Raw genomic sequence first — 622 nt, forward strand, 5'->3', positions numbered from 1 at the left:
GAGGATCGGCGCGCTCGGGGCGGACCGCCGGTCGAATCGGTGCCGGCTCTCTTCGACTACGACTGCGGATCGTAAGAGGGGGTCTTGGCGACCGCCGATCCGGTCTGGCAACTTGGCATTTGTCGTCAGCCACACCGGCTCCTGTCCCGCCGGTGAACGGCTTACTGCCAAGTCACGCCCCGTAACCGTTATGGCCCCTGTCCGGCCGCGGTTCAGGACGGGGCGCGACTCGGCCCAACCCGATTGAGGTCTTTTTCTACATGCCCGCTTTCAAGCTCCGTATGCGTACCTCTGCCGCGATTCTCGCCGGCGCCGCCGGTGTGACCGCTCTGGGTGCCGCCGTGGTCCCCACCATGGCCTCGGCCGCGGACGCCTCCCCGCAGGCCATCGCCGCCAAGATCGTCCCCGCGGAGCAGCTGGCCTCCTTCAGCCAGATCGTCTCGCACGAGTCCGGGTGGAACGTGTCGGCGACCAACCCGAGCTCGGGTTCGTACGGTCTGGGCCAGGCGCTGCCGGCCTCGAAGATGGCCTCGGCGGGCGCGGACTGGAAGACCAACCCGGCCACCCAGATCAAGTGGACGCTGGACTACATGAACACCCGCTACGGCAGCCCGAACGCCGC

General features: G+C 68.2%; 1 protein-coding gene. It reads left to right on the forward strand.

All coding sequences use genetic code 11. The features are described 5' to 3' along the window. Window positions 1–281: 281 nt before the first annotated feature. The coding region (locus BG452_RS36410; RefSeq protein WP_223243249.1) for a transglycosylase SLT domain-containing protein at window positions 282–622 on the forward strand (341 nt) is incomplete at its 3' end.

The organism is Streptomyces sp. CBMA123 (genome assembly GCF_014596465.1).
GTDB lineage: Bacteria > Actinomycetota > Actinomycetes > Streptomycetales > Streptomycetaceae > Kitasatospora.